The organism is Corynebacterium sp. H78, from assembly GCF_037572275.1.
Taxonomy (GTDB): domain Bacteria; phylum Actinomycetota; class Actinomycetes; order Mycobacteriales; family Mycobacteriaceae; genus Corynebacterium.
The window spans coordinates 82,572-103,108 of sequence record NZ_JBBHKX010000002.1 but is presented as its reverse complement, the minus strand read 5'-3'; the positions used below and the strand labels follow the sequence as shown (position 1 = coordinate 103,108).

Annotated in this window: 21 protein-coding genes; 5 read left to right on the top strand and 16 right to left on the bottom strand. The window is 58.1% G+C overall.

What is annotated here, in order from left to right:
- Window positions 1-36 precede the first annotated feature (36 nt).
- Window positions 37-1,080 carry an o-succinylbenzoate synthase gene (locus tag WG934_RS01660; protein WP_339988447.1) on the bottom strand — a complete coding sequence of 348 codons (1,044 nt, stop codon included), beginning with the start codon at window positions 1,078-1,080 and terminating at the stop codon, window positions 37-39.
- Window positions 1,081-1,122: 42 nt separating this feature from the next.
- On the opposite strand from WG934_RS01660, the gene WG934_RS01655 reads away from it, so the two are divergent.
- On the top strand, window positions 1,123-2,079 hold the full coding sequence (locus WG934_RS01655) for a 1,4-dihydroxy-2-naphthoyl-CoA synthase (protein WP_339988445.1): 957 nt from the start codon (window positions 1,123-1,125) through the stop codon (window positions 2,077-2,079).
- Between the two features lie 58 nt (window positions 2,080-2,137).
- Here WG934_RS01655 and pdxY read toward each other — a convergent pair whose 3' ends face one another.
- Entirely contained in the window at window positions 2,138-3,031 is an 894-nt protein-coding gene (gene pdxY / locus WG934_RS01650) for a pyridoxal kinase PdxY (RefSeq protein ID WP_339976922.1), read from the bottom strand.
- Between the two features lie 94 nt (window positions 3,032-3,125).
- Here pdxY and WG934_RS01645 point away from each other — a divergent pair, with 94 nt between their 5' ends.
- The 3 genes from WG934_RS01645 to WG934_RS01635 all read left to right on the top strand — a co-directional run bounded on the left by WG934_RS01645 (window position 3,126) and on the right by WG934_RS01635 (window position 5,968).
- On the top strand, window positions 3,126-3,803 hold the full coding sequence (locus WG934_RS01645; RefSeq protein ID WP_339988443.1) for an alpha-ketoglutarate-dependent dioxygenase AlkB family protein: 678 nt from the start codon (window positions 3,126-3,128) through the stop codon (window positions 3,801-3,803).
- A gap of 89 nt (window positions 3,804-3,892) precedes the next feature.
- The gene (menE, locus tag WG934_RS01640; protein ID WP_445228167.1) at window positions 3,893-5,029 is read left to right on the top strand and encodes an o-succinylbenzoate--CoA ligase; all 1,137 of its coding nucleotides are present in this window, start codon (window positions 3,893-3,895) and stop codon (window positions 5,027-5,029) included.
- Between the two features lie 39 nt (window positions 5,030-5,068).
- Window positions 5,069-5,968 (top strand): 1,4-dihydroxy-2-naphthoate polyprenyltransferase, encoded by a 900-nt coding sequence (locus WG934_RS01635; protein WP_339989205.1) that lies wholly within the window; start codon window positions 5,069-5,071, stop codon window positions 5,966-5,968.
- 37 nt (window positions 5,969-6,005) lie between these two features.
- Here WG934_RS01635 and WG934_RS01630 read toward each other — a convergent pair whose 3' ends face one another.
- Window positions 6,006-6,326 carry a DUF4229 domain-containing protein gene (locus tag WG934_RS01630; protein ID WP_339988441.1) on the bottom strand — a complete coding sequence of 107 codons (321 nt, stop codon included), beginning with the start codon at window positions 6,324-6,326 and terminating at the stop codon, window positions 6,006-6,008.
- A gap of 44 nt (window positions 6,327-6,370) precedes the next feature.
- Between WG934_RS01630 and WG934_RS01625 the strand changes: the two genes are divergently transcribed.
- The gene (locus tag WG934_RS01625) at window positions 6,371-6,709 is read left to right on the top strand and encodes a hypothetical protein (RefSeq protein ID WP_339988439.1); all 339 of its coding nucleotides are present in this window, start codon (window positions 6,371-6,373) and stop codon (window positions 6,707-6,709) included.
- A 77-nt stretch (window positions 6,710-6,786) separates the two neighbouring features.
- Here the strand turns inward: WG934_RS01625 and rfbA are convergent, their stop codons facing one another.
- The 13 genes from rfbA to hemB form a co-directional block, all read right to left on the bottom strand.
- A complete protein-coding gene (gene rfbA / locus WG934_RS01620; RefSeq protein ID WP_339978718.1) occupies window positions 6,787-7,662 on the bottom strand; it encodes a glucose-1-phosphate thymidylyltransferase RfbA in 876 nt (291 codons plus the stop codon).
- A gap of 4 nt (window positions 7,663-7,666) precedes the next feature.
- A complete protein-coding gene (locus tag WG934_RS01615) occupies window positions 7,667-8,329 on the bottom strand; it encodes a dTDP-4-dehydrorhamnose 3,5-epimerase family protein (protein ID WP_339976910.1) in 663 nt (220 codons plus the stop codon).
- Between the two features lie 38 nt (window positions 8,330-8,367).
- Window positions 8,368-9,378 carry a dTDP-glucose 4,6-dehydratase gene (gene rfbB, locus WG934_RS01610; RefSeq protein WP_339988437.1) on the bottom strand — a complete coding sequence of 337 codons (1,011 nt, stop codon included), beginning with the start codon at window positions 9,376-9,378 and terminating at the stop codon, window positions 8,368-8,370.
- Between the two features lie 52 nt (window positions 9,379-9,430).
- Entirely contained in the window at window positions 9,431-10,492 is a 1,062-nt protein-coding gene (gene ccsB, locus WG934_RS01605; protein ID WP_339976906.1) for a c-type cytochrome biogenesis protein CcsB, read from the bottom strand.
- A gap of 102 nt (window positions 10,493-10,594) precedes the next feature.
- On the bottom strand, window positions 10,595-12,250 hold the full coding sequence (gene resB, locus WG934_RS01600; RefSeq protein ID WP_339976904.1) for a cytochrome c biogenesis protein ResB: 1,656 nt from the start codon (window positions 12,248-12,250) through the stop codon (window positions 10,595-10,597).
- Window positions 12,251-12,275: 25 nt separating this feature from the next.
- Complete coding sequence (locus WG934_RS01595; RefSeq protein WP_339976902.1) at window positions 12,276-13,106, bottom strand: cytochrome c biogenesis CcdA family protein; 831 nt, start codon at window positions 13,104-13,106, stop codon at window positions 12,276-12,278.
- Window positions 13,107-13,730, bottom strand: a complete 624-nt coding sequence (locus WG934_RS01590) for a TlpA disulfide reductase family protein (RefSeq protein ID WP_339976900.1) — start codon at window positions 13,728-13,730, stop codon at window positions 13,107-13,109.
- A gap of 58 nt (window positions 13,731-13,788) precedes the next feature.
- The gene (locus WG934_RS01585; protein WP_339988435.1) at window positions 13,789-14,409 is read right to left on the bottom strand and encodes a histidine phosphatase family protein; all 621 of its coding nucleotides are present in this window, start codon (window positions 14,407-14,409) and stop codon (window positions 13,789-13,791) included.
- A gap of 21 nt (window positions 14,410-14,430) precedes the next feature.
- Window positions 14,431-15,756, bottom strand: a complete 1,326-nt coding sequence (gene hemL, locus WG934_RS01580) for a glutamate-1-semialdehyde 2,1-aminomutase (protein ID WP_445228194.1) — start codon at window positions 15,754-15,756, stop codon at window positions 14,431-14,433.
- 41 nt (window positions 15,757-15,797) lie between these two features.
- Window positions 15,798-18,533, bottom strand: coding sequence for a heavy metal translocating P-type ATPase (locus WG934_RS01575; RefSeq protein ID WP_339976894.1), 2,736 nt, complete (start codon window positions 18,531-18,533; stop codon window positions 15,798-15,800).
- A complete protein-coding gene (locus WG934_RS01570; RefSeq protein ID WP_339988434.1) occupies window positions 18,526-18,927 on the bottom strand; it encodes a hypothetical protein in 402 nt (133 codons plus the stop codon). Before WG934_RS01570 ends, WG934_RS01575 begins: the two co-directional genes overlap by 8 nt.
- 35 nt (window positions 18,928-18,962) lie before the next feature.
- Window positions 18,963-19,472 (bottom strand): hypothetical protein, encoded by a 510-nt coding sequence (locus WG934_RS01565; protein WP_339976890.1) that lies wholly within the window; start codon window positions 19,470-19,472, stop codon window positions 18,963-18,965.
- Window positions 19,473-19,510: 38 nt separating this feature from the next.
- The gene (gene hemB / locus WG934_RS01560; RefSeq protein ID WP_339976888.1) at window positions 19,511-20,533 is read right to left on the bottom strand and encodes a porphobilinogen synthase; all 1,023 of its coding nucleotides are present in this window, start codon (window positions 20,531-20,533) and stop codon (window positions 19,511-19,513) included.
- Window positions 20,534-20,537 lie beyond the last annotated feature (4 nt).

Genomic DNA, 20,537 nt, shown 5'->3' with positions numbered 1-20,537 from the left:
CTGCCGGAGACTTCACGCTATCCATGGGAGATTCGTTCACGCGTTCCAGGCTAGTTGGAGGCGGTTGAACCACCAATCACGACGTGACGATTCGACAGCAAATTCTGCCAACCGTGCTGGATCGGGCACGACAGGGGCGACATCGAGATGACCGTCCACGATGCGTCGGGGCTCCGTGACATCGTGGACGAACAGAGAGCCCGTGGCTAGCCCTGCGGCATGTGGTTCACCGTCAGTCGCGGGGATTGCAGCCGCCGCTGCGATGCCTGCTCCCATGCCCACTGCTGATTCCAGGGCCGATGACACGGTCACTGGAACGCTGTACTCCGCGATGTGGTTGGCTACGTTGACCACACTGCTTGGCCCACCCAGCGGCGCAGCCTTGACGACGGCCACGTCACACGCCCCTGCCCGAACCACAGCCATTGGGTCGGAGGCCTTTCGGATGAGTTCATCAGCTGCGATCCGAACCGGGGTGCTGCTATCGATGCCCAAGCCGCGTTCCTGCAGCCCGGCGCGCACTGCAGCCAACTCATCAATGGTCTGACACGGCTGCTCCACGTAATCAATCGGCCCGGTGTCTGCGAGAGCAGTAATTGCGATCAGTGCTTCATCAACGGACCAACCACCGTTCGCGTCGACACGGAGGGCGACGTCGATTCCTTGGCTCTCGAACCAGTGACGGACATGGCGGACGCGGGCGACGTCGTGACGCAAACTCTGACCGCGTTCAGCGACCTTGATCTTGACTGTGCGACACCCCAGATAGCGTTCGAGCAGGCGAGGAACTGTGTCAGGATTGGCTTCGACATCAACAGCCGGAACAGTGGCGTTGACGGCAACGCGATCACGCAGCGGCGCTGGGGCGCCATGAAAACCCATTTCGAGGGCACAGTCGAGCCAGCGCTTAGCTTCCGCCGGTTCGTATTCTGGGAATGGCGACCATTCAGCCCACCCGGCGGGGCCGTCGAAAAGCATGAGCTCTCGAGTATTGATGCCCCGGAACGTCACCCGCATGGGCAGCGCTACGACGTGAGCGCGATCCAGGATGTCATCGGGCTGAAGGCGAAGGTCGGTCATGCCTCCATTTGTAGCCAGAAGTTTGAACTACCGTTAGGAACTATGACGTACAGCACCGATAATCCATTCAAGGCCGACCAGTGGGCGACCGTCCCTGGTTTCGAGGATCTCACTGACCTCACGTACCACCGCCACACCGGCGAGGGTCGTGCGCACGGCATTGTTCGTGTCGCATTCGATCGTCCTGAGGTTCGCAATGCGTTCCGCCCGCATACCGTCGATGAGCTGTACCGCGTCCTTGACCACGCGCGTCGCACCCCAGACGTTGGCGTTATCCTGCTGACCGGCAACGGGCCATCCGAAAAGGACGGTGGCTGGGCATTCTGCTCTGGTGGCGATCAGCGTATTCGTGGTCGTTCCGGCTACCAGTATGCGACCGAGCACAAGCATGACGACGCCGTCGCTGATGCATCGACTGTCGACGAAGCGCGAGTGAAGGTCGAGGGTGGTCGCCTCCATATTTTGGAAGTGCAGCGCCTTATCCGCACGATGCCGAAGATTGTTATCGCCGTGGTGAACGGTTGGGCAGCTGGTGGCGGACACTCGCTGCATGTGGTGTGTGACTTGACGATTGCGTCTCGTCAGGAAGCTCGTTTCAAGCAGACCGATGCCGATGTGGGATCGTTCGACGCTGGTTATGGCTCTGCCTACTTAGCAAAGCAGGTCGGCCAGAAGTTTGCTCGCGAGATCTTCTTCTTGGGTCGTGCGTACGACGCAGAAACCATGCAGCGCATGGGTGCCGTCAACGAGGTCGCTGACCATGGCGAGCTGGAAGATGTTGCGGTGCAGTGGGCACGCGAAATCAACGGCAAGTCTCCAACTGCTCAGCGCATGTTGAAGTTCGCGTTCAATCTGACTGACGACGGACTCATGGGCCAGCAGGTATTCGCAGGCGAAGCCACCCGCTTGGCGTACATGACCGACGAGGCCGTGGAAGGTAAGGAAGCCTTCTTGGAGAAGCGCGACCCGAACTGGGACGAATTCCCGTTCTACTACTAGGGATCAGTTTCGCCCCGGGCAGGTGTTCCTGCTTCCGGGGCGATCGTCGTAAAGCGAACTAAGCGATCTTCGTAACTTCGAAGCGCTGACCTGGGTTGACGTAGGCGTCCTGCGCCTTGATGAGCTCCAGCTCGGTGGATTCGGACTCGTAGGTGACCTTCAGGAGCTCGTAGACGCTGGCTGCGGTGTTGCCGAGCGCCTCAGAGAGATCGCCGTCAATGCCGTCTCCATGAACCAGGTTGCCGGCGAACAAGGCGGCGGTCACGTCGCCAGAGCCGTTGCGCTTGAACGGCAGGTACGGGGTGGCGACGAGCCATGCGCCCGAGCTGTTGACGGCCAACATCTCGATGGTGTTCTCCGGGCGATCTGGGCGCAGCACGCTAGTCACGAGCACGGTCTCGGGCCCCATCTCACGGGCTGCGTGGGCTGCAGCGATAGTGGATTCAAGGTCACCTACCTCGCGGCCAGTCAGGTACCCCAGCTCGAACTGGTTCGGGGTGATGACATCTGCGACCGGAACAACCTTGTCGCGCAGCAGTGGCGGAATGTCGTCGGCGACATGGCAGCCACTCTTAGCGTTACCCATTACTGGGTCGCAGGAGTAGATCGCCTGCGGATTGTGCTGCTTCACCAAAGCAACCGCGTCGACAATAGCGCCAGCGATGTCACTTCCCCCCTGGTAACCAGAAATGACAGCGTCGACGTCGCCAAGCTTGCCCAGTTCGTCGATGCCTTGGATGACGGCGCTCACGTCGGAGGCAGGAATCAGCGGGCCGCGCCACTTTCCGTAACCAGTGTGGTTGGAAAATGCAACGGTGTGGACCGGCCAAACTTCGAAGCCCGCGCGCTGCAGTGGGAATACTGCAGCAGAGTTGCCGACGTGGCCGAAGCTCACGTGCGACTGGATAGACAGGATCGCGGGGAGTTTGGTTGCGGTACTGGTTTCGTTCATGCATCTATTGTGCACCGCGGGTAGGCGAAAACTATATTCGCGCCTGACTTGTGCCCGGCTTGGAAGGTTTGGTCCCTCCCCTACGCTGAGCCACATGCTTTTCGGTGAACTTCCCCGCGATGACTCCCTCATTACTCCGGGAGTCGTCCACCTGCCGAACTGGCTACCACTCGAACAGCAGGCGAGCATTGTTTCCCAGTTGCGCGAGATTGCGCGGGGACTCGTCGGCACGCCTCTGGCAATGGCCCGCCCGCAGCTCAAAAGCGGTGATATGCAGGTTTTTATGCTTCATCTCGGACGCATGTGGGTGACCCGCCCGTACCGCTACGTCACTCATGTGTCCGGCCACCGGGTTCCGCCGATTCCCGACAATCTTGTAGAGCTATCCCGTTCCGCGCTTGCTGCTGCTTCGCTTTACGACGACTCACTTGCCCAAGCCACATCCTCTTTCCGACCGGACATGGCCCTAGTGAACTACTACCCGCCCGGCGCGACGATGGGTTTGCATCAAGATCGCAATGAGGCGTCGCCAGCGCCGATTGTGTCTTTGTCCATTGGAGACGAAGCCCTGTTTCGCATCGGAGGCACCGAGAATCGGAACAAGCCGTGGGATGATGTGACGCTCGCTAGTGGCGACGTCATTGTTTTTGGAGGTCCGAAGAGGTTGGCGTTCCACGGTGTTCCTAAGACACGGTCGGACACGTTGCCCGAGGGCTGCGGTCTTGCCGAGGGCCGGATCAATATTACGTTTCGGCAGGTGGATGTTACGTAAGACGATGGCGAAAGATTTCCAGAAGGAAGGCCGTGTCTACTGACTCACTCCACCACCGATCTCACTCCCACCAACTACACTCCTACCTCGTGTCCATGCTTCGTGTTCTCGCGGTCAATCCCCACAACCCGGCAGCTATCCTGCCCGATCTGGAAGCAGCTCTCGCCGGCCAAACATCGCTGCTGCCCGTTCCGCTTCACGACGCCGCCCGCTCCTCTATCCTCCGCGCCTCCCAACGCGCTGGCGAGGCGATTGATCCTTCAATCGCACTGGTTGTCGGCACGTCCGGTTCGACAGGCACTCCCAAAGGCGCGCAGCTGACGCCGGGCAATCTGATCAGCTCGGGCGAGGCCACGCACCAGTACTTGGGAGGCGCGGGCCAGTGGCTGCTCGCCATGCCTGCGCACCACATCGCTGGCCTGCAGGTGCTGCTGCGTTCGCTCATCGCAGGCACGACCCCGGTATTCGTTGATGTCACCGACGGTTTCGACGTCACCGCCTTCGCCACCAGCACCGCGCAGCTATCCAGCAACCGCGCCTACACTTCGCTGGTCCCGTTGCAGCTGGCCAAAGCCATGGATGACCCGCGCGGTATCGAGGCTCTGCAGCGTTTCGATGCCATCCTCGTCGGCGGTGCGGCCCTCAACCCGCAGCTCGCCGACCGGGCACGCAAGGCAGGCATCAACGTCGTCACCACCTACGGATCCTCCGAAACCGCCGGTGGCTGCGTCTACAACGGCGAGCCCATCCCGGGCGCACAGGTCGATATCCGCGACGGTCGCGTCCACCTCGGCGGCCCCATGATCGCGCACGGCTACCGCAACGCCCCCGATCACGAAGCATTTGCAACACCTGGCTGGTTCGCTACCTCCGACGGCGGCACGCTTATCGACGGTCACCTCCACATCACCGGTCGCCTCGACACGATCATCGACTCCGGTGGCCTGAAACTCCACCCCGAAGTTGTCGAGCACGTACTCCTCGCCATCCCCGGTGTCACTGGTGCATGCGTGGTGGGTATTCCGCATCCACGACTTGGCCACGCCATCGTCGCAGCCTATGAAGGCTCTGCGACCATCGGCGACATCATGGACGGTCTCGACGATGCCGAAGAAGCAGGCCAGCTTGCCCACTGGCAGTTCCCGAAGGACATCAAGCAAGTAACCGCACTCCCCCTTATCGGTCCGGGAAAGATTGACCGTCGGGGCGTCGTGAAGCTCTTTTAAGCTCCGCTCGCAGCGAGACTGATGGGGGCGGGTCCTATGATGGACTCCATGTCTACAGCCTCGAACACCGCAACATTCGCCGATTGGTTAGAAGGAGCCCGCCCCCACACGTGGGCGAATGCTTTCTCCCCAGTGGTGGTTGGTGTGGGTGCGGCCGCCTCGTACGGCGAGGTGTCGTGGTTCCGTGCTGGATTGGCACTGATTGTGGCGTGGGCGCTGATTGTGGGCGTGAACTATGCCAACGACTATTCTGACGGTATTCGTGGCACCGATGAAGACCGCTCGGGACCGCTACGGCTGACCGGCTCCGGGCTGGCTGCGCCAAAATCCGTGAAGTACGCGGCGTTCGCGAGCTTCGCAGTTGCGGGTTTGGCTGGGCTTGCGTTGGCAGTATTGAGCGCCTGGTGGCTCGTTGTCGTGGGTCTGGTGTGCATCGCGGGTGCGTGGTTCTACACCGGTGGCAAGAACCCGTATGGGTACCGCGGGCTTGGCGAGGTAGCCGTCTTCATCTTCTTCGGACTCGTCGCAGTGCTGGGTACTGAATTCACCCAAACTGGTCGCATCAGTTGGGTCGGTGTGGTGGGAGCCATCGCGATTGGCTCGATGTCCTCGTCGGTGAACCTCGCAAATAATCTGCGTGACATTCCTACCGACTCCGAAGCCGGCAAGATCACCCTTGCGGTTCGACTTGGCGACGACAACACCCGCGTACTCTGGCTCATCTTGGCGACGCTGCCGCTGGTCGCATCCATCGTACTGATGGCACAAAGCCTACTCACGGTACTGGGCCTTGTGGTTGCTCCCCTGCTTCTCGCAGCTGCGAAGCCAGTTCGCGCTGGAGCGATGGGTAAAGAATTGATTCCGGTTCTTGGGCTCACCGGCCGAGCCATGCTCGTGTGGGCGGTCATTACCGCCGCAACACTGGCAGCTGGGGTGTAGGAACTACAGCAGCGTAGTAACTACAGCAGCGCCGTAACTACAGGTTCTCGCGCTCTGCAAGTTCCTTGCGCATGTATTCCTTGTGCTCGCGTCGCTGCTGCGACCATTCCGCGACAGCTTCATTAGCACCCTGACGTAGGCCTGGGAAAGCGAACACCGACAGTGGCATCGCGATAATCAACGCCAGCACTGCCGTAATCGCTGCTGGAACCTGGACCTGCATCAGGTACATCACGACCAGCAGAACAAAGAACAAGCCAAGGAACAGCGCCAGGCGCGCCAACCCATATAGGGACAACTTTTTGAAAGCCTTACCCCGGCTTGCGTTAGGGTTCGTTGACTCCATTGCATCACTCACAATGCCTTACTCTACGTATCCTGGTGACAAGTAGGAGGTTTCAGGTGGGTCGTTTAATCCTTTTGGTTCTCATTGTTGTGGCAATTGTGCTGGTCTGGAAGGCTTTTGGGCCCGGCGCACGCGCGCGATCACGAGGATCGTTCGGCTCCCGTGGCCAACAGGAACCACACGCGATTGCACCTGACGACGACGCCGATTTTCTGTGGAAACTCGAAAAGGCTCAGTGGGAAGAAAAGCGCCGTCGTGAGCGGGAAGCACTGCTGCGCGAGCCACAACGAAAGCCCAAGGCTGATCCTGGCAGCAATGATCCGCATGCGGGCGGCAGTGGCGAGACTGGTGCCGGTGGCGAAGGCGATGAAGGTAGCGAAAGCGGAAACCAGTAAGCCGTCATTAGCCAGGCACAACTGGCCATTTTCTTTCTGCGCTGGCAGAACCGCTCAGGCATTCCCACGCAGTCGCGCTACACGTCTTTCCCACGCTGCAGTAGCTGCAACAGATACTCGCCGTAACCAGACTTCGCCAGTTCATTGCCACGAGTGCGCATCGCGTTGTCGTCGATAAAGCCCATGCGCCACGCGACTTCTTCTGGGCAACCGATCTTCAAACCTTGACGATGCTCAATCGTCCGCACGAAATCCCCCGCAGCCATCAAATTGTCAACGGTGCCGGTATCCAGCCACGCCGTCCCTCTCGGCAGAATCTCCACCTGCAGTTTTCCACGGTCAAGGTACGTCTGGTTGATGTCCGTGATCTCAAGTTCCCCGCGCGCTGACGGCGTCAGACCACGAGCAATCTCCACGACATCCGAGTCATAGAAGTACAGGCCAGGAACAGCGAAATTACTGCGCGGCTCAGTCGGCTTTTCCTGGATCGCAGTCGCCCGGCCCGCCTCGTCAAAGTCGACCACACCATACGCGCTCGGATCTGCAACCCAGTAGGCAAAGATCGCTCCACCATCCACATCATGGAAGCGTCGCAGCTGCGTACCAAGTCCAGCACCGTAAAAGATATTGTCGCCAAGCACCAATGCCACAGAATCATCACCAATATGGTCCGCGCCAATGATGAACGCCTCGGCGAGACCATTCGGGGCTTCTTGCGTTGCGTAGGAAATAGAAATGCCCAGCTCGGAGCCGTCGCCAAGCAGGCGCTCGAATTGTGGCGCATCCTGCACAGTTGTAATGATCAGAATGTCACGAATTCCCGCCAGCATGAGCGTGCACAACGGGTAGTAGATCATCGGCTTGTCATACACAGGAACCAACTGTTTGCTGACTGCCTGCGTGATCGGAAACAGTCGCGTTCCCGTGCCACCTGCGAGAATGATGCCTTTCATTCGGCTAGACCTCGTCGCCTGCTGCTTCGTTGGCAAGAGCCCAGCCATCGCGCATCATGGTGTCCCACTCTTCGCAATCAAGCTGGGACGGCAGCACTCGACCGCTTGTCTCAAACTCTGCAAATGTCGGCGCAGCCGCATCCTTTTCAGAAAGAATCGGCTTCTCGACGCCCGCCCACGCCACCAACCCCTCAATATCGATGCCCAGTGCCGGGTCAGTAATGCTCACGGCATGTTCATGTTCAGGGTCATATGCGGCTGAGATCAGGTAGCTGACCATCGAGTCGTCGGCAAGTGAAACAAAGCCATGACCAATGCCATTCGGAATGTACACAACTCGTGGCTTTGCCGAATCAAGCTCAATGGTCATGTGCTTGCCAAAGGTCTCGGAACCGCGTCGCAAGTCAACGAGAATGTCGATGATGTGGCCGGCCGGGCAGCTCACGACCTTCGCCTGCCCCGGTGGCACGTCCGCGAAGTGCAGACCCCGCACCACGCCCTTCGCCGACTTACTGAGGTTCGCCTGCTCCGGCACAAACGGGTAGCCCAGGGCGTCCGTCAGCGCGTCGGATCGGTACCACTCGGTGAGAAAACCACGGTCATCGCCATGCACGACAGGTTCGTAAACGTAGACACCTGGGATCTCAGTCGGTTCAAAAGCGCTCATGGCTTACCAGTGTAGGCACTGACCGCGGGTTGTTCGTGTTAACCCAACACAGTTTCGCGGGTGCTATAGCCGGCTTCTGCCTTCGCATAGGCTTCCGCCCACCACGATTCGTTGTCGCGGTACCACGCGATGGTCTGCGCAAGCCCATCCGCGAAGTCCGTGTGCAGTGGGCTCCAGCCAAGCTCGGTCATCGACGCAGGATCAATCGCATAACGACGATCATGCCCCGGGCGATCCGTCACATGAACAAAGGCATCCTCGTCGTGCCCGAACGCCCGCAGCAGGTCCTTCACGACGTCGATATTTGATCGCTCACCATTCGCGCCGATGAGGTAGGTGGCCCCGATACGGCCGTCGTCAAGAATGCGCCACACTGCATCGTTGTGATCGTCCACATGAATCCAGTCGCGAACATTCTCCCCGGTGCCGTAGAGCCGTGGCTGTCGGCCATTCAGCAGACCACAAATCTGGCGCGGGATGAACTTCTCGGGATGCTGGCGAGGACCGTAGTTGTTCGAGCAATTGCTGATCGTCGCCTGCAGACCGAAGCTGCGCACCCACGCGCGCACAAAATGATCGGCCGACGCCTTCGATGCCGAGTACGGGCTTGACGGTGCGTAAGGAGTCTCTGGGGTAAACCGAGCAGGATCGTCGAGAGCCAAATCCCCAAACACTTCGTCCGTGGACACATGGTGCAAGCGCACCTTATGCGCCACACACGCCTTCGCGATGTTCACCGTCCCCAGCACATTCGTGGTGACAAACGGGTCGGCATCGCGCAAAGAATTGTCATTATGGCTCTCCGCTGCAAAATGCACCACCGCATCATGCTTTGCGACGAGCTCGTCCACCAAGGCAGCATCGCGAATGTCGCCACGAACGACCTCGCAGACATACTCCCCTGTGTCGGGGTCACGCAGACTCGCAGGATTCGCTGCGTAGGTAAAAGCATCCAGGACGGTGATGTCGATGTCAGGGCGCGTCGACAAGGTTCGTAGAACGAAGTTAGAACCAATAAAACCGGCACCGCCGGTGACTAGGATGCGCATAGTGTCACAGCCTAGCCGAGGTGGCGATGCCGGTTAAAAGTCTCAGTGCTGGTTAGTTCAGGCCTGCGTAAGAGTGCAGTCCGGACACAACCATGTTGATGAAGAACAGGTTGAAGACCATCGTCGCAAAGCCGAGGATGTTAATCCACGCAGCCTTGTGGTTACGCCAACCAGAGGTTGCGCGAGCATGCAGGTACGCGGCGTAGATCATCCAGGTGATGAGGGAAACAGTCTCCTTCGGATCCCAGCCCCAGAAACGACCCCACGCAACTTCTGCCCAGATTGCGCCCAGCACGATGCCCAGGCCGAACAGTGGGAAACCAAGAATTGCGGTGCGGTACGCGATTGCGTCGAGGGTTTTTGCCTCTGGCAACGGCATCACGACCTTGCCGAAGAATCCCTTTTCTTTACCCTTTGGCTGTGCGATACGCAGCAGGTACAACAGCGAAGCGATGCCCGAAACCAGCAGGATACTGCCACCACCGGAGACGGTGGAAACGTGAATAATGAACCAGTTCGACTTCAGCGCTGGCACAACTGGCGCGGACTCTGCGTACAAGCTGGTTCCGCCATAGAACATGAGCGCTGCGACTGGGGTGAGCAGCCACGGCCAAAACACCTTCATCTTTTCCTGGTGCAAAAGTGCGGCGGCCATAATCATGGCGAACAGCAATGTCAGGGCAATGTATTCGTACAGGTTGCCCCATGGGAAACGGCTTGTTGCCAAACCACGCAGCACGACCGATGCAAAATGCACCGCGATACCCAGGAACAGCACCAGCTCGCCCATGTTGCCCCAACGGCGAGCGACCTTTGAGTACTTTTCGGCCTTTTCGCTCTGTGCTTCGCGTGTGCTTACCGACGAACTTGATGTGCCAGTCGCCACCGAATCAGTGGCATCAACGTTGTCGGCTGCATTGGCGTTGCTTGCGCCAGCACCAACGAGAACTTTCTCGTCTGCAGACTCCGTCAGTGCCGCTTCGCGCTCCGCTTCAATGGCGAACTGACGACGCACATAGTGCCCAATGAAGAACAACAGTGCTACGAGGTACAGACCGAAGGCCGTGAAATACGACCAGTCCGAAAACTGCGCCAGCGTCTGATTAACAGGCATAGAGGCAACTCCAATAAAGAATGAGCCAAAAGGGACAAGAGTTGTTACTAACCTAGCCCCTAAAACTGAGAACCCCCGCTATCGGGGGGTTATTGAAACGGTCTAATCTTCTTCGTCGTCCACGTCTGGGCGACCAAGAACGCAGCGGACGATCTCATCGAACTCTTCGCCCCAGCCGGCACGGTCAGTTCGAGCCAAACCACCAAACTCCACACGAGTCGAATTTTCGTCTACTGGGTGTAGTCGAACCCAGATGCGACGACGCTTGATGGCCAACGACATCAGCAGACCACCCAGCATCATAATCGCCGACGCGAGAACCCAGCCCTGCGTCGGATCGTGAGCAACCTGCAAGTTCACAAATTCCTTCGCGCCAAGGAATTCGAGCTTCGTGCCATCTTCCAGGGTGGTGCTCTCCCCTTGCTTCAGGTTCACACGAGCTTCCTTAGCCAAGGCACCCGAGTGCATGAGGTCACGATCCAGCGAGAACAACCCTTGTGCTCGACCGGTATCAAGGCCAGCGTCACCACGATAGATATCGATAGCAATCGCTGGGTCACGCAGCGCAGGGTACGACGATGTCAGCAGCTGACCAGTTTCACCAGTGAACTGAGCTGTCGGCGCAAACAAACCTTCCAAAGCAAGCTGGTTCTGACGGCGCTCAAAAAGATCCGGGTACATACCAGCCGGTGGGTCGAATCGCATCGCACCCGATGACAGGAAGAACGTCGGATCATCTGGACGGAACTGCACAATTGAGGTGCGGGATTCCCCGTTTGGCCAAGTCACCTTCACCGCTGGCGCGAAGCCGTGGCCCTGCAGGTACACACGGTCACCGTTGATACGCAGTGGGTGGTTGACCTTGAGTTCGGTCTCTTCCCACTGCTCGACTGGCTTACGCATGTCTGCTTCGTCGGCATAGCGAATATTCGAGGTGAACATTTCCGCCTGACCATTCGGCAAATAGTCCGCCTTAAAGTCCTCCACCTGAACACAGAACGGATTCAAGGTCGTGCCATCGAACGTGTTGCCATTGCGCATGGAGTCGAAGTTCGCGACGGCCGTATTACAGAACGGAACGTTCACAGCATCATTGACTTCTGGGCTGTCGATCTGCGTGCCAGTTTCGGTCACCAGAATGATCTGACCTTCGTAGTACGTCAGGCGTCCAGCAGCGACCGTCGCAAGGAGAGCCACCAGACCAAGGTGGAACACCAAGTTTCCGAACTCACGCCAGTACCCACGCTCCGCCGAAAACGACACCGCACCCGCTCGGTCCTCCTCCGCTGGAGTCTCTGTGCTGTGCCACTTCCGCAACCGGGAACGAACATCGGATGCGACCTCGTCGAATGGCTTGTCGACGATACCTGCATCGCTCATCGGCAACCTGTCCAGGTTCTTCGGAGCTTTCGCCGGTGGCGTCTTCATTGCTTGGTAATGATCCCAGCTGCGCGGCAGGATGCAGCCGATCAAAGAAACAAACAACAGTACATAGATCGCTGTGAACCAGTACGACGAAAAAACGTCGAACATTTGTAGTTTGTCGAAGATCTCGGCAGTTTTGCCGTTAGCTTCCAAGTACTGGTCGACCTTGTCTTGACTCAGCGAACGCTGTGGCAGCAATGCACCAGGAACAGCCGCGAACGCCAGCAAGAACATCAAGATTAAGGCGGTGCGCATGCTGGTCAGCCAGTTCCACGCCATACGGAACGGGCGCTTCACTTTGTTCCAGACCATCGAATTCTGCGACGCAGACATGAAAGCTTCTTTCTGAGTTAGATAATCAGATCGGGGTTACGGTATCGGAGATAAACGCGACCTGAATCCAATTGATAAACATGTCCCACAGGCCAGTGACCAAGCACACGCCCACGAGAACCAGTAGCACGCCACCGATCAACTGAATGGTGCGGGAATGGCGACGCAACCAATCCACACCGCGCATTGCTGAGGCAGATCCTAATGCCACGAGAATGAACGGCAGACCAAGTCCCAAACAGTACGCGATGATCAGCAACACACCTCGCGCCGCAGTCATCCCTTCGGTACCAGCCGAAATGGAGATAATTGCCGTCAGCGTCGGTCCCAGGCACGGGGTCCAGCCCAACGCAAACACTGCGCCAAGCAGCGGAGCACCAACCCACGTCGTCCACTTCTTCGGAGACATGCGCGTGTCTTTCTGCAGAGCAGGCACCATCCCCATGAACACCAGGCCCATCGCAATGGTGACGATGCCACCAACAATGGTCAGCACCCGAGCCTGCACGCGCAGCGTCGACACCAAACCAAAGATCGATGCCGATCCCAACGTCAGGATCACCGTGAAACCGGCGACAAAGAGAATGGCAGCCAACGTCACCCGTAGCCGAGCACTGCGAGCCTCAGCCTTGGATTTCTCCGGCTGGTCGAACGCTGCCAGTGGATCGGCAACCGAGGCTCCCGAAATGCCCGTCAAATATGAGATGTATCCCGGCACGAGCGGAATCACACATGGCGACGCGAACGACACGAGACCTGCAGCCATTGCTGCCAACAATGCCAACAGCAGCGGACCGCTAGTGGCGGTATCAGCGAAAGATTGGCCGATGCCTTGGGCATAGACGTCGTAAAGCACCTACGCCTCCTCGTTTCGGACCTTCTCGACGGCCTTCCACAACTCAGCTTCAGTGATTTCCTTCAAGTACACAGCGGCCGGGCGATGCTGACGATCCAAAATGATGGTCGTTGGCACAACCGACGCTGGGATGCCGCCCATTGCGCCTGCGTTCAAGAATGGTGGATCGTAAATGGACGGATATGTAAGCCCATTGTCCTTTGCGAAATCGATAGGTGCCTGGCGTACATTGTCCCGAACATTGATGCCGAGAACGGTGCCAATCCCCTCGTCCTGCATCTTCTCGTGCACGACCTGCAGGTCATCGGATTCCGAGCGACACGGAGCACACCACTGCCCCCACGCATTCAAGACAACGATCTGATCCTTGAAATCAGCAAGGGAAATCTCCTTGCCCTTATCCGTCAAAGACTCGCCGTACACCTCACCGATCTGTGCACGATCTTCTGGAGCGTACTCGATGACCTGCTTACCGCCTGGCGACACAAATTCAAATTGACCACCGATAGCCACAGCATCGTGGCCAACGGTGTCGTCATCGCCACAAGCAACCAGCGTTGCTGCCATCACACCGGCCATCGCAGTAGCTGCCACAGCAGTGAGAATTCGACTGCGGGAACGCATAAATCCCTCTTCCATTCAAGCTCGAACGTGGGCTACGTGAGCTACGTGAGCTATCAGTCTACAAATGAGCTGCTGGTTCTGAATAACGCACGTCGACAAGGGCATCCCCCACGAACACCAGCGACGTCACACTAGCCAGATCGCATTGCCTGGTCGCAGGGTTATGCGCAAGCTTCAACCCACGTGCCCGGCGCGCAGCAGCGACAACACACAACTGATGAGTGACGATAATCGCTTCGTGCCCCTCAGCAGCGAGACGAGCACGATCAATAGCCGAAAACATGCGATCAGCTATGTCTACGTAGTGCTCACCCCAACTTGGCTGGCCGGGCCTGCGCAGCCGTGACCAGTACTTCGGGTTCCACAGATCAGAGTCCCAACCACGAACATGCAATCCCTCAAAGGAATTGCCGGCCTCAATGACGTCGTTGTCAAGGGTTGGGCTCATACCCAGCACCTTGGTGAAAGCGGCACTCGTTTCCTGGGTGCGCTCCAGTGGCGAACACGCGAAGTAGCGGACATCGTGGCCAGCGAAAGACTCAGCCGTTGCAGCAGCTTGGGCACGACCACGATCGGACAAATGCCAATCTGGCAGCCGTCCGTAGAGAATCTTCTCCGGGTTGAAAACTTCACCGTGGCGGACCAGATGAACGATCGTGTGCTTCGCGTGTGTGCTCACAGTAACGGGGTGGCCTCTCTACTAGTTCTCTGGCTTCGCGCTTGCAGCTGCCTTGGCGGCCTTAGCTGCAGCGGATTCGATGATCTCGAAGTCAGCGTCAGTCAACGCGGACGAGACGAACCACGTCTCGAAGCAGCTCGCCGGCGCGTACACCCCGTTCTCCAACAGAGTGTGGAAGAACGCTGGGTAGCGGAATGTGTCCGCAGCCTGCATGTCAGCAAAATTGTGTCCTTCACCTTCTGCAAAACGAGGGCTCAGCATCGTCGCTGCACGCTGCATGTGGTGAGCAACGCCTTCACGAGTGAGAGCGTCGGACAGGATCGTCGACAAGCGGTCGGCATTAGCGGATACCGCAGCGTAAGCAGCGTCATCTGCGTGGCGCAGATTCGCCATACCCGCAGCCATGGCAACTGGGTTACCCGACAACGTGCCTGCCTGGTACACAGGACCGTTCGGAGCAAGGTATTCCATGACATCGCGACGGCCACCGAACGCGGCCGCTGGCAGACCACCAGAAACGACCTTGCCGAACGTCGTCAGGTCTCCTGCGACGCCATCGACGCCCCACCAACCGTTCTTCGAGGTACGGAAACCGGTCATGACCTCGTCCAGAATCAACAGCGCGCCATTGTCGTTCGCGAGCTTCTTCAGCTTCGCGTTGAAGTTGTCCTGTGGCGCAACGGTGCCCATGTTGCCTGCTGCAGCTTCAGCGATTACACATGCGATCTCACCTGGGTTCGCCGTAAATGCCGCTTCAACAGCCTCAATATCGTTGTACGGAACAACGATGGTGTCCGCCGCAGACGCGCCGGTTACGCCTGGGGAGTCTGGCAAGCCGAACGTTGCAACACCAGAGCCTGCGGAAGCCAGCAATGCGTCAACGTGTCCGTGGTAGCAACCAGCGAATTTAATGATCTTGCTGCGACCAGTAAAACCACGAGCCAAGCGAACTGCCGACATCGTTGCTTCGGTACCGGAGTTGACCAGGCGGACTTCCTCCACCGAGGTACGGCTAATAATGAGCTCTGCAAGCTCCGTCTCAGACGTGGTCGGGGCGCCGAAAGACAGGCCATTGACCGCTGCCTTCTGGACTGCCTCCACTACAGCTGGGTGCGCATGTCCCAACAGCATTGGCCCCCAGGAACACACGAGGTCAACGTACTCGTTGCCATCAACGTCAAAAAGACGCGAGCCCTTCGCATGCTCGATGAAACGTGGCGTGCCACCAACGGATCCGAAAGCGCGAACTGGCGAGTTCACGCCACCTGGAGTTACCGCCTGGGCCTCAGCAAAGAACTGCTCAGACTTAGCAGTCGATTGGGTTGGGTTCGTGGTCTGGGGCGAAATGTCATCGTTAGTCACCTCGCCATGGTAACCCGAGAGGCAAATCAGTTGCCGAAGAGTTCCTTCCACGGCATGCGGTCATTCAAACGCATCAGTCGACGCGAGCGCCATTCGATGAACAAACTCGAGACAATCATCAGCGTTGTCGCCACCAGTGGATGCAGGATGCCAGCCACTGACAGCACCAGCACAGCAATGTTGTACGTCCATGCGATGGCAATATTGGTGTCCATTGTGCGACTGACCGCGCGAGCCAAGCGGATCGCTTCTGGTACGGCAGTTACGCGACCACGAAGCGTGACGACGCCGGACTCCTCCAAATCAATATTGTCCGTGCTGCCCTTCGGATCCATGAGGACACCGACATCGGCGGCGCGTAGACATGGCAAGATCTCGTCATCGCCGACCATGACGACTGTTTCCCCGCCACCCCGAACATTTCGGACAGCAGCTGGTTTCCGAGGCCCGATGATTCCGGCAGACACACGTGAAATACCGAGGCGGTCCGCGAACCGACGCGCCACCGGATATGGGTCACGCGAAATCATCATCGTATCGATGTCCATCTCCTCGATCTGGTCGATCGCTTCGACAGCATCGGGCTTGATGTCCTCGCCCACGGTAATGACTCCACGCACCTTGCCACGCCAGCTCACGATGAGCGGTGCGCCGCCAGCCAAAGCTGCGACAGCCATCTGCTCGTCGAGCACTGACATGTCCCGAGGACGCCACAGGTGGGCTTCCACGAAACGTTGCTCGGTCGTACCGTGCTTGGTTTCAACTGGGATCTTCACCTGTCCGATGAAGCTGCCGTCATCGGTAATCTCCAGGTGGTTTGTCTCCACCCAATGTGGAATATCGTCGCCACCACTGCCCGCGTCACGAGAAACACGACACGCACGAACAATCGCCGTCGAAACTGGGTGATCGCTTTCCATCACCAAGGCACCGGCGACTCGCAGCACCAGCTCCGAATTCTCCCCCTCGGCTGCCTGCACCGTCAGCACGTGCATTTCGCCTTCCGTCAGCGTGCCGACACGGTTAAACACCACCACGTCTGCCTGCCCGAGAACCCGGAAAGATTCAGCACCTCGAATGAGGATCCCTCGGTGAGCGCCCGTCAAAATGCCAATGCGCTGTGCTGTCGACGTCGACATTGCTAGCGCTACCGGTGCAACGCCCGCCAACGTCGCCAATGCCACTGCGAGTGCACCACCAGCAGCACCAGAAATCAGCCACCAAATGCCGAATGACACAATCGCCAAACCAATGGCCCACGGCACCAACACCGAGGCGGAGCGAACCGCCGTTTGATACGCCACATCTTCGTCACGAATAGCCTGCTGAATCCAGCGCGTAATAGCAGCTGCTCGAGTCTTCGAACCAGTCTGCAACACGCGAATCTTCAACGAGTTTTCCAGGTTGATGCTGCCTGCCCAGACTTTCGAATTGACCTTGACAGCACGGCTTTCCTGCACATCACCCAGCAATCGCTCATCAACCCGGGACGCGCCACCGATGACCATGCCATCGACAGGAATGGACACTCCAGCGGGCACCACAATGTCGTCGCTGATATTGAGCTCTGCAATAGGCACCCGTTGTTTTTCGGGTTTCGCAGCTTTCGCTTTTCTCCTCACCACGGTGACGTACCGGTCTGGAGAAATCTTCAAATCGCGCAAGAGAGAACCCGATCGAATGCGGTTATACCGGGTCATCAATCGGCCAGCTAGCAGCAATACCGTCAATCCACACGCCACGTCGAAGAATAACTCAGACGTGGATGTCCGATCGTAGTTGAAGGCGAACCACGTCGGAGCCGTCGTAAAGCCAAGCTCTCCTGCTCCGCCAATGGCAAGTTCGCCCATCGACCACGTCCACGCCAACAAGATGGCGATGGAGCTAGCCCCATCCAATGCGGACATCTGGCGACGCAACGACGCGACCATTGCTCGGTGAAACGGCCAGCCACCCCACATCGCCACGATCGTGGACAAACCGGCCACGACCCACTGCCAGCCATCGAACTGCCAATCCACATTCAAGGACATGGCGAGCACCGGAATGGTGAGCAACAAGGAAATGAAGAACCGCAGCTTCGTTACCAACGCCTTGGCGGTAAACAACACCTCGGTATTGCCAGTTTGCCGGATCGCAGCTTCACGACGCCGCACTCGATCCTCATCCGCCTGCTGCGCTGCAGCAGGGACGGCAGGGCGACGTCGTGGGGCAACGTCTAATCGGGTTGCTCGACGACGCAGCGAGCTGCGCGTCAGGTACGCCTCAATACCGTGTTCTTCGAGCGCATCGAGCAACTCTTCAGGGACCATATCGTCAGGTCCAGTGATCCAGGCTCGACCCGGATCCAACACCACGGTGGCGTGGACGCCAGGAAACTCGTTGAGGATCTTCTCCGCCTTGGCTGCATCCATTGCGGTATTCAGGTCTTCCATTACCAGACCGAACGAGGTCAGCCCCGCACCTGTACGACGAGCGAGTCGCTGATGCATGCTCTCTTCATCGCGGGTACTGGATCGCATCAAACCCACTCGAGAAGCAGCAAGTTTTGCTTCGCCAATGGCTTCAGTGACACGATTGTCGATTTCCAGCAACTCTTCAGAGTGCAGCTCAGCTACTTCCTCTGGTGTCGGCTCGCATGGAGCGGCAATGCAGTTGTGGGCTTTCACATTCTGTCGACGAGGCTTACCTCGGTTGATCACTGTCGGCGCAATATCGGCAGCTTCGTTAGGAACCCGGGGTTCGTCCGGTTGGTCAGTCATTGGATGCCTTGTCCTTCGCAATCTGCTGAATGCGCACCTGGCGGAACATCATCAGCGTGCCAAACACGAAGAAAACCGGTGCAACCATGGCCACCGGCGTGACCACCTGGAGCAGCATTCCCGCCAACGCAATGAGCGTGACGATAGATGCTACTGCAAGCAGTGCCCAGCGCAGCCCTGCGATATCAAGTGCTTTCACCGACAACAACCGGACAATTCCGCCACCGAGAATGAGCGTCACCGCAACGATCTTGACATCACGGGCTACATCTTTAGGGAATCCAGAGGTGTCTTGCAGGAACATAAAAAGACCAATGACGATTGCTAGAACAGCGCCAATAAAGAGCACCCACTCCCAGGCAACCTTTGGCAGCCCTTGCGAAGCATTAGACACTGGAACCTTCTCCTGTTCTTCCCTGCAACTCGGTACTACGAATTTCCTTCACGTATAAGACCAAAATACTTTAGCGACTCTTGCGTCGATGCAAGTATCAGCCCTGCTACGGCAGCGGTTGCGGAGAAAATCAAAGCTCCACCGTGAATGAATTGCAGCGCTAGCGACGCATTTGCTTGCGGGCTGTCCCCCGTCGCAAAGAACATCATGAACGCCTGCACCGCGACGTACACAGTGCCAACCAACAGAACAAACCTAGCCCAGCTCTTACCTGCACGCATTTGATATGCGATGGCCACAAAAACTCCACACAGCACCAGGGCAAACACCAATCCACCGAGCGTCGCCATACGAATGATCAATTCGATACCTTCTGGCTGTGCATCGGGCATTGATTTTGTCGCGTTCGTGTACTGGGCGACCCCCATTGGATCCAACCAGTAAATGATCGAGTTCACGATCGCGACCACTGACTGCAATCCTGCGGTGACAAGCCACGCTTGCCATGCACCAACGATGTCGCCCGGCGCTGAGCGCGTCGGCATACGCCGACGCTGCTGTTCTATCTCCTGCTCCGGTACCACTACAGGCTCTTTGCGATCTCGACAGCAGCATAAGTCAGTACCTGGTCGGCACCAGCACGTCGAATGGACAGCACTGCTTCATTCATCGCAGCGTCGAGGTCAATCCACCCGCGTTGCGCAGCCGCGTGAATCATCGCGTACTCGCCAGAAACTTGGTAGGCAGCAACAGGAACTGGTGACATATCGGCTGCCTCGCGAAGGATATCGAGGTAAGCCATTGCTGGCTTCACCATGACCATGTCAGCGCCCTCTGCAATATCCAGCTCGATTTCCAACAAGCTCTCGCGACGGTTAGCCGGATCCTGCTGGTACGTACGACGATCGCCCTGCAGTGACGACCCCACTGCCTCGCGGAATGGGCCATAAAAGGCTGAAGCATACTTCGCGGAGTACGCCATGATCGAAACATCCTGGTGTCCTGCTGCGTCCAGACCAGCGCGGATCGCAGCAATCTGGCCGTCCATCATTCCCGATGGAGACACAATATGAGCGCCAGCGTCCGCTTGCGCAACGGCCATGCGGACGTAATTCACCAGCGTCGCGTCGTTGTCGACAATGACGCGGCCGCGGGAATCTTCGCGGAGTACGCCACAGTGACCGTGGTCGGTAAATTCATCTAAGCAAGTATCGGACATGAGCAGGACATCATCGCCGAACTCCGCGCGTAGCCGAGCCAGAGCCTTGTTCAACACTCCGTCTTCAGCCCAAGAGCCACAGCCTTCGCCATCCTTGTTAGCGTCCAGTGGAACACCGAACAGGTCCACGCACGGGATACCAACGGCAAGCGCTTCTTCTACAGCCTTCAGCAACGATTCCTCAGTGTGCTGAACAACGCCAGGTAACGAGGAAATCGGACGTGGTTCGTCGATCCCCTCTGCTACGAACATCGGCAAGATGAGATTGCGCGCTTCAAGCGACGTTTCCGCCGTCATTCGACGCATAACCGGCGAGGTACGCAGCCGACGTGGACGGCGGACAGGAGTAGGTACATCAAACGCATTGTTGGAAGCTTGATCAGTCATACTT

What these genes read in the sequence shown, in the direction of transcription:
- WG934_RS01645 (WP_339988443.1), top strand. Translation starts at nt 3,126, where the DNA reads ATGCTTTTCGGTGAACTTCCCCGCGATGACTCCCTCATTACTCCGGGA.
- WG934_RS01655 (WP_339988445.1), top strand. Translation starts at nt 1,123, where the DNA reads ATGACGTACAGCACCGATAATCCATTCAAGGCCGACCAGTGGGCGACC.
- rfbA (WP_339978718.1), bottom strand. Translation starts at nt 7,662, where the DNA reads ATGAAAGGCATCATTCTCGCAGGTGGCACGGGAACGCGACTGTTTCCG.
- rfbB (WP_339988437.1), bottom strand. Translation starts at nt 9,378, where the DNA reads ATGCGCATCCTAGTCACCGGCGGTGCCGGTTTTATTGGTTCTAACTTC.
- WG934_RS01635 (WP_339989205.1), top strand. Translation starts at nt 5,069, where the DNA reads ATGGACTCCATGTCTACAGCCTCGAACACCGCAACATTCGCCGATTGG.
- WG934_RS01660 (WP_339988447.1), bottom strand. Translation starts at nt 1,080, where the DNA reads ATGACCGACCTTCGCCTTCAGCCCGATGACATCCTGGATCGCGCTCAC.
- hemB (WP_339976888.1), bottom strand. Translation starts at nt 20,533, where the DNA reads ATGACTGATCAAGCTTCCAACAATGCGTTTGATGTACCTACTCCTGTC.
- WG934_RS01590 (WP_339976900.1), bottom strand. Translation starts at nt 13,730, where the DNA reads ATGCGTTCCCGCAGTCGAATTCTCACTGCTGTGGCAGCTACTGCGATG.
- pdxY (WP_339976922.1), bottom strand. Translation starts at nt 3,031, where the DNA reads ATGAACGAAACCAGTACCGCAACCAAACTCCCCGCGATCCTGTCTATC.
- resB (WP_339976904.1), bottom strand. Translation starts at nt 12,250, where the DNA reads ATGTCTGCGTCGCAGAATTCGATGGTCTGGAACAAAGTGAAGCGCCCG.
- WG934_RS01565 (WP_339976890.1), bottom strand. Translation starts at nt 19,472, where the DNA reads ATGCCGACGCGCTCAGCGCCGGGCGACATCGTTGGTGCATGGCAAGCG.
- WG934_RS01575 (WP_339976894.1), bottom strand. Translation starts at nt 18,533, where the DNA reads ATGACTGACCAACCGGACGAACCCCGGGTTCCTAACGAAGCTGCCGAT.
- WG934_RS01615 (WP_339976910.1), bottom strand. Translation starts at nt 8,329, where the DNA reads ATGAGCGCTTTTGAACCGACTGAGATCCCAGGTGTCTACGTTTACGAA.
- ccsB (WP_339976906.1), bottom strand. Translation starts at nt 10,492, where the DNA reads ATGCCTGTTAATCAGACGCTGGCGCAGTTTTCGGACTGGTCGTATTTC.